Origin of the sequence: Micrococcus porci (assembly GCF_020097155.1) — a bacterium.
GTDB lineage: Bacteria > Actinomycetota > Actinomycetes > Actinomycetales > Micrococcaceae > Micrococcus > Micrococcus porci.
The window spans coordinates 2,642,376-2,648,900 of sequence record NZ_CP083691.1 but is presented as its reverse complement, the minus strand read 5'-3'; the positions used below and the strand labels follow the sequence as shown (position 1 = coordinate 2,648,900).

The window sequence follows — 6,525 nt, the reverse complement described above, 5'->3', positions numbered from 1 at the left end:
CATTCCCAGGGCTTCTTTCGATTGAGCGGGCGGTTGCCGCCCGTGGACTGGGGTCATTCACTGCCGCTCGTCGAGCTCCCGTACCGCTCGTCCTCGAGCGGTCAGCACCTGGGTCAGACGTGCGGCATGGTGGCTCAGGTCGCCCTCCCAGGCCTGCGCGTCGGCCAGCAGGTCGTCCGCGTGCACCGGCTTCAGATGGTCGGGGAGGCATAACCAGTCCTGCAGGCCCGGCAGCACTCTGTCGCGCAGCAGCTCGTACGCGGCCAGGGCTTCGGCGCTTCTCGCCGGGGCTGTCCTGTCCCATGCCGGCAGGAGCGCACGTGACCGGTTCAGGAACGAACGCAGAACCGCCGCGGCGTCGGGGCGGATCCGCGCGGACTCCCGTTGCAGGATCTCCGACAGCTCATCCGTCAGTCGGCGGAGCTCCTCGGCTGCCACGAGCGGCGGTTTGCCGAGCGGCGCCGGACCGCTGGAGGAGAGGCGGCGTCGTGCCCACCAGGCCATGGGGCGTCCTTCCGATCGATTGGTGCGTTGCCGCCATCCTGCCGGATTCGCGCACCCGGGCTCACCCTGGTATAGTCGTGCCCTGTTGGAATCCCCTACGGGCAGATTCTGACGGGGTGTGGCGCAGTTTGGTAGCGCGCGTCGTTCGGGACGACGAGGTCGCAGGTTCAAATCCTGTCACCCCGACCACAGCAGAAGGCCCCCGCTCAGTGAGCGGGGGCTTCGTCGTCTCGGGGAATCATCCGACCGGACCCGATGTTCTCTCCGGCGCGCCCCGACCGGGGTGCTCACTCAGGAGAGAAGGTCCCCTCATGAAGATCGCAGTCATCGGCGCCACCGGCATGGTCGGCTCTCGGGTCGTCGCGGAGGCCCGGGCGCGCGGCCACGAGGTCGCCGCCGGCAGCCGCTCCGGATCACGGCAGGATGGCTGGTTCGACGTGGACGTGGCAGACACCGCGGCCGTCGCCCGCGTGATCGAGGACAACGACATCACGGTCCTCGCCGTGCCGCCGGTGCGCACCGGTGACGGCGACGTGACGGCCATCCGACGCTCCCACCAGGCGCTGATCGCCGCGGCCCCGCAGGGACGGTTCATCGTGGTGGGCGGCGCCGGCGCGCTCCAGCTCCCAGACGGCTCCCTGCTCAAGGACTCAGCCGAGTTCCCGGCGGAGTACAAGGCCGAGTCCGACGTCTTCGGCGACATTCTCGAGGACTACCGAGCCTCGCAGGGCCTGGCCTGGACCATGCTCGCCCCGGCTCCCATGATCGCCCCCGGGGAGCGCACGGGGGCATACAAGACCGAGACCGACATCCCGGCGGGGGAGACGGTGTCCGCCGAGGACTTCGCCGTCGCGCTGGTGGACGAGGCCGAGAGCGGCGCCCACCGCGGCACCCGCTTCACGGTCGCGAACTGAGGGTCGGTCTCGCACGGGTGACCGTGAACCTGGTGAAGCTACATGTCTCACAGCTCAACGGCTGCGCCCCCTGCCTGCGCCTGCATCCACGCGAAGCCGCCGCCGGCGGGTGGGAATCCGGCTGCGTTTCCGCCGAGGCGGGCGCCGCGCTCGCCCTCGCCGAGGACGTCACCCACCTGTAGCGGCCTTCCGCTCACCCCCACGACGGCGCCCCCCTCACCCCCGCCCAGGTCTCGGCGGTGACATGGCTGGCCCTCGTGATGAACGACTGGCACCGGATGGCCGTCCGCAGTCACCCGGGTCGACCCCCGGCGTTGAATCCCTCTGTCGCCGAGCAGCCACCCAGCAGGTGGACGTCCCGCGCAGCCGTACGGACGCGAGACGGGCCCGACCGCCATGACGGTCGGGTCCTTCTGCGTCGGGGCGCTCAGCCCTGCTTCCGCTCCTGCGCGTGCTTCTCCAGGAACTGCAGGTGCTCCGGACGCGGCTGGTCCACCTGGCCCTCCACCTCGTCGGCGTGCTTGTCCGCCCACTGCTTCACGTAGGGGCACACGGGCACGATGCGACGGCCGGCGGCCTCGGTGTCGCGCAACGCCTCGCGTACGAGGGTGGATGCGAGCCCCTTGCCCTCATAGGCGTCCTCGAGCTTGGTGTGGGGGAAGATCCGCTGCTCGGTGCCGTCCTCGGCGGTGCCGTCCTCGGCGGTGTAGTCGATGGCCAGGGTGTAGCCGGCCACGGTGCCGTCGGCGTCGACGACGATCTCGTACTTCTCCGCGTTCTTGCGGACCTGAGGGTGGTCCAGGGAGGAGGTCTGCTCGGTCATGACGGGGGTCCTTTCTTCCGGTCTTCTCGGGAAGGCGTTCAGCCGCGGGGGCGCATGCGCGTGTGCGGCAGCGGGGGTGCGCGGATCGGGGGCTTGGGATCCGGCGGGAAGTCCCCGAACTGGGGGAAGGCGCGGCCGTCGTCGTAGGCGGCGCCGCGCAGGGCGTCCATGAGGTCGCCGTCGGCCGCGAGCGGCCGACCCCGGGTGCCTCGAACCCCATCTCCTGCTGGTAGGCCGCACGCCAGCGCACGACCTCCTCGTGGGACCGGCCCACGACGTTCCACCACATGATGATCTGCTCCCCGAGCGGCTCGCCGCCCAGGAGCAGGGCGATCACGGGCTCCTCGCCCGCGGTCACGACGATCTCCTCCGTGCCGGTGCCCACGTAGCCGAGGTGCGCCTGCGGCACGTCCGCGCCCTGCAGGGTGACGGCGCCCTCCACGGCCAGCAGGCCGTGCTCATGGTCCGCGGGCACGGGGATCCGGACGGTCGCGCCCGGCTCCACGCGCAGCTCCACACCCGTCAGCGGGATGGAGGTCGGCACGGGAGAGGACTGGCCCAGGAGGTCACCCAGGAAGACGCGGGCGATCCACCCCTCGCCCCCCACCGGCTCCGGGCGGTGCGAGTGTAGGGCCGGCTCGGAGAACCGGTGCTCGTCCGGCAGGGCGTACCAGAGCTGCGCGCCGTGGAGGACCGTGGTGTCCTCGGTGGAGTACTCACTGTGCGTGATGCCGGTGCCCGCGTTCATCAGGTTCACGTCGCCCGGACGGGCGGTCGCCCAGTTCCCGGCGGAGTCCTGGTGGTCGATCCGCCCTTCGAACAGCCAGGAGACCGTCGCCAGGCCGGTGTGCGGGTGCCGCGGCACGTCCATGCCGCCGGTCCGTGAGACGTCAACCGGGCCGTAGAAGTCCAGGAAGCACCAGGCTCCGATCAGGCTCCGCGCCCGCTGCGGCAGCGAGCGCTGCACGGGCATGGCGCGGGGGCCGCCCAGCGGCACCTCCCGCGGCTCCAGGATCTCGACGACGGGGCCGTCCTCCCCGTCCGTCGAGGTCACCCCCGAACTCAGTCCGTCCGTGAACCGGGCGGGGCGGAGCCCGCCGTCGTCCTGGGTGGGGGCGTGGCCCGGGCCGCTCTCGCAGACCTGCTCCTGCGGGTCGCGTTCCGTGTTGCTTATCGGGGGCCTCCTCAGGAGTCGTGCCGGCGGACCGGGTGGTGGGACAGGATCGAGATGCGGTTGGTGACGTTCATGACGATCGCCAGCCACTGCACCGCCGCGTACTGCGCATCCGTGAGGACGCCGTGCGTGGACAGCTGCACGTACTGCTGCTGCTCCTGCTCCGGCAGCTCCGTGACGGCTTCCGCCAGCTCGAGGGCAGCGCGCTCGAGCTCGGTGTACACCTCGGGGGCCTCGCGCCAGGCGGACAGCAGTCCGCGGCGCTGGTCGCTCAGGCCGGCGCCGACGCCCTTGCGGGTGTGGACGTCCAGGCAGTAGGCGCAGCCGTTGATCGCGGACACGCGCAGGTTCACGAGCTCCATCAGCTGCTCGTCCAGCCCGGCCTCGACGGCCGCGCGGCGGGCCGCGGCGGCCAGTCCGCCGACGGCCACCCATGCCTCGGGAACGGCCTTGTCCAGGTAGAAGGCCAGGGGGTCCTTGCGGGCGGGCGCGGCGTCGTCATGCGGGGAACTCATGGGGGAGAGGCTGTCGAAGGCGGACGGCGCAGGCAAGGGTGGGCGGACGGCTCAGGGGGCGGAGGGCGGCGAGGAGCAGGTCGACGAGGGTGGCGACAGGCAGGGCGGCCGGTTGCCTGGCGTCAGAAGCTCCCCGAGGATCCCGACCCGGAGAACGAGCCGCCCGAGGACCCGTAGCCGGTGCCGGACGAGGAGGACTCGTACGAGGCGACGGCGGAGTCGCCCGCGTCGACGCCGGCGTCGAACGCGGTCACGGTCCAGTAGGTCCGCCAGCCGTCGCCGGCGTCGAGGATGGAGCCGCGGCGGTCCCGGGGCACGGCCCGCTGCCCGTCCAGGCTCTCCTGCATCAGCCGCTGCTTCTTCCTCCCGTCCTGGGCCTGCGCCACGGCGCGGGCCAGCTCCTCGATCCGGACCGTCAGGCGGCGGCGCAGTCGCTCGAGGGCGTCGATGGCGTCGTCCGGGGCCACCGTCTGCGCGGTCAGCCCCGTGCCGAGGCGTTCCAGCTCGGTGCGGGCCTCGTCCCGGAACGAGTCCAGGGCGGCGAGGGGGACCGCCGTGCCGTCCACGTCCCCCAGCCGATCGTGCAGGGCGGGCACCCGGTGCAGGTCCTCGCGCAGGGGCGCGACCTGCCGGTCCCAGGCGTCCTCCCAGCCCGGCAGTCGGTTGAGCAGCGCGTTCGCGTCCGCGATGGCGTCGTCGAGGGCGTCCAGGGCCGCGACGTCGTCCCGCACGCCGCCCGCCCGGTCGACGAAGGACTGCGCGGAGCGGTCCTTCACGGGGGCGGCTTCGAGCTCCTCGAGGCGGGCGGTGGCGTCCAGGGCGGACCGGTGGAAGCCGCGGTAGCGCTCCATCAGTCGCGCGCCATGACGGGAGCCGAGGGGCACGGTCGAGGCGTTCAGCTCCGTCGTCTCCCAGTCCAGGGTGACGCTCGTGAGGTGGTGGCGGGCCTCCTCGAGGTGCTCGGCGGACCGGCGCGCGCGGCTGCGGCGCGGCCCCACGACGGCGGCCGTGATGCCGGCGCCCGCGCCCAGCACCCCGAGCGCTCCGCCCCCGAGGCCGAGCCACACCACCGGATCCTCGTTCCAGGGCCGGCCGATGCGGGTGGCGGCCTCGTCCACCATGTCCACCACCGCGTCCGTCCAGCGGGCGTCGCGGGCGGCGTCCGTGCCGGCCTCGCGCACGGCGGACTGGCCACCCGACTCGAGCTTCCGGTCCTCGCCCTGGTACACGCCGAGCATGCGGTTGTCCGGGTCCACCGCCACGATCACGAGCCCGTCTGCCCACTTCTGACCGTCCGCGCTGATCCACCCCGGTCGCTGGGCGCGGGCGAACTCGAGGACGCGGCCGTTGAACGCCTGAGCCTTGCGCTCCTCGTCCAGGCCCCGGATGTCCGGGCCGCGCTCCGTGAACACGGCCACGCGCGTGGGCGCGCGGAACTCGATCCCCGCCAGGTCGCGCTCGAGCTGGGCCGGATCGATGATGCCCGCCTGATCCGCGAGGTCCACCCGGGACCACTCCAGGGCGTGGGCGGCCGGGGCGGCGACGACGGCGCCCGCCGCCACCGGCACCGCCGCGGCGGTCGCCGCGACGCCGGCGGGCGCGGCCGCCCCCGCGAGCGCGGCACCGGCCACGGCCGCTGCCGCCAGCGGGCGGGCGGCCCGAGCCAGGAGCCGCGCCCGGGGGGCGCGGGCGAGGCGGGAGGGGCGGGGAGCGGTCGGCTCGGGCACGGTGGGCCTCTCGTCGGACGGGGCGGGCTGGCGCCGGGGGCCGCCCGCGTGCTGCAGGTCCCCCAGGGGACAGCGTAGGCACAGCGGGCTCGGTTCAGGCGAGCTCGCGGGCCAGCTCGTCCGCCGGCAGGGGGCGTGTGAAGGCGCGCGTGCCCGGCTCGAGGGCCGCCGCGCGGGCCAGCGGTGCGTACTCCACCGGCTCGAACCCCATCGCCGTCACCAGGGCGGCCACGGCTGCGCGCGCCGGCCCGGGGGAGTCGGCGCCGACGCCGAGCGCGCGCAGCGGCGGCTGCGCGCGGCCGTCGCGGTCCAGCTCGTGGTGCGAGACCTCGGAGAACGCCCGCACCACCGGGGCGGTCAGTCCCGCCTCCGCCCAGTGCGCGGCGATCGCGGCGCTGCCCGGCATCGTCGGCAGACCCGGTGCGGCCGCCGCTGCCAGCCAGTCCGGGACGAGCTCGTCCCCCCACGTGTTGGTCATGTCCACCACCGCGAGCGTCCTCGGCCCGGCCAGCCACGCCGGGTCCACCTCGTCCAGCTCCTCCCGCGGCACCGCCACCACGGTCAGCTCGGTGTCCGTCGCGAGGTCCCCGGGGTGCGCCGCCTCCGCGCCGGGGGCGTGGATCGCGAGGTGCCGGCGGACCGCCGCGGGGCTGCGGGTGGCTGCCAGCACGACGCGCGGGGCCGCCGTCCCCGGGTGCAGCACGCGGATCCGGGCGATCGCCCGGGCCAGCGCCGTCCCGGCCCGGCCGGCCCCGAGGATCCCCACCGACGCCGGCAAGGACTCGAAGGCGGCGGGCTGGTCGGGGCGAGGCGCGGCGTCGTGGGGCATGTCGCCATCCCATCACGCGGACACCGCCCCGTGTTCACG

At 74.1% G+C, this 6,525-nt stretch carries 8 protein-coding genes, 1 tRNA gene and 1 pseudogene; 3 read left to right on the top strand and 7 right to left on the bottom strand.

What is annotated here, in order from left to right; genetic code table 11:
• Nucleotides 1-57: 57 nt before the first annotated feature.
• On the bottom strand, nucleotides 58-504 hold the full coding sequence (locus tag KW076_RS12485) for a hypothetical protein (RefSeq protein ID WP_224355609.1): 447 nt from the start codon (nucleotides 502-504) through the stop codon (nucleotides 58-60).
• Nucleotides 505-616: 112 nt separating this feature from the next.
• Here KW076_RS12485 and KW076_RS12480 point away from each other — a divergent pair.
• The 3 genes from KW076_RS12480 (at nucleotide 617) to KW076_RS12470 (ending at nucleotide 1,600) form a co-directional block, all read left to right on the top strand.
• Nucleotides 617-693 (top strand) — tRNA-Pro (locus KW076_RS12480).
• Between the two features lie 122 nt (nucleotides 694-815).
• Nucleotides 816-1,418, top strand: a complete 603-nt coding sequence (locus KW076_RS12475) for an NAD(P)-dependent oxidoreductase (protein WP_224355608.1) — start codon at nucleotides 816-818, stop codon at nucleotides 1,416-1,418.
• Nucleotides 1,415-1,600 (top strand): carboxymuconolactone decarboxylase family protein, encoded by a 186-nt coding sequence (locus KW076_RS12470; protein ID WP_224356863.1) that lies wholly within the window; start codon nucleotides 1,415-1,417, stop codon nucleotides 1,598-1,600. Before KW076_RS12475 ends, KW076_RS12470 begins: the two co-directional genes overlap by 4 nt.
• A 245-nt stretch (nucleotides 1,601-1,845) precedes the next feature.
• Here the strand turns inward: KW076_RS12470 and KW076_RS12465 are convergent, their stop codons facing one another.
• From KW076_RS12465 to KW076_RS12445, 6 genes and pseudogenes are all read right to left on the bottom strand, one after another.
• Nucleotides 1,846-2,241 carry a GNAT family N-acetyltransferase gene (locus KW076_RS12465; RefSeq protein WP_224355607.1) on the bottom strand — a complete coding sequence of 132 codons (396 nt, stop codon included), beginning with the start codon at nucleotides 2,239-2,241 and terminating at the stop codon, nucleotides 1,846-1,848.
• A gap of 38 nt (nucleotides 2,242-2,279) precedes the next feature.
• Entirely contained in the window at nucleotides 2,280-2,411 is a 132-nt protein-coding gene (locus KW076_RS12675; protein ID WP_350354993.1) for a hypothetical protein, read from the bottom strand.
• A 113-nt stretch (nucleotides 2,412-2,524) separates the two neighbouring features.
• Nucleotides 2,525-3,214: pseudogene (locus tag KW076_RS12670) on the bottom strand (pirin family protein); the annotation flags it as partial.
• 212 nt (nucleotides 3,215-3,426) lie between these two features.
• Nucleotides 3,427-3,930 carry a carboxymuconolactone decarboxylase family protein gene (locus KW076_RS12455; protein WP_224355606.1) on the bottom strand — a complete coding sequence of 168 codons (504 nt, stop codon included), beginning with the start codon at nucleotides 3,928-3,930 and terminating at the stop codon, nucleotides 3,427-3,429.
• Nucleotides 3,931-4,052: 122 nt separating this feature from the next.
• Nucleotides 4,053-5,657 carry a DUF5129 domain-containing protein gene (locus KW076_RS12450; protein WP_224355605.1) on the bottom strand — a complete coding sequence of 535 codons (1,605 nt, stop codon included), beginning with the start codon at nucleotides 5,655-5,657 and terminating at the stop codon, nucleotides 4,053-4,055.
• Nucleotides 5,658-5,751: 94 nt separating this feature from the next.
• A complete protein-coding gene (locus tag KW076_RS12445; RefSeq protein ID WP_224355604.1) occupies nucleotides 5,752-6,486 on the bottom strand; it encodes an NAD(P)-binding domain-containing protein in 735 nt (244 codons plus the stop codon).
• Nucleotides 6,487-6,525 lie beyond the last annotated feature (39 nt).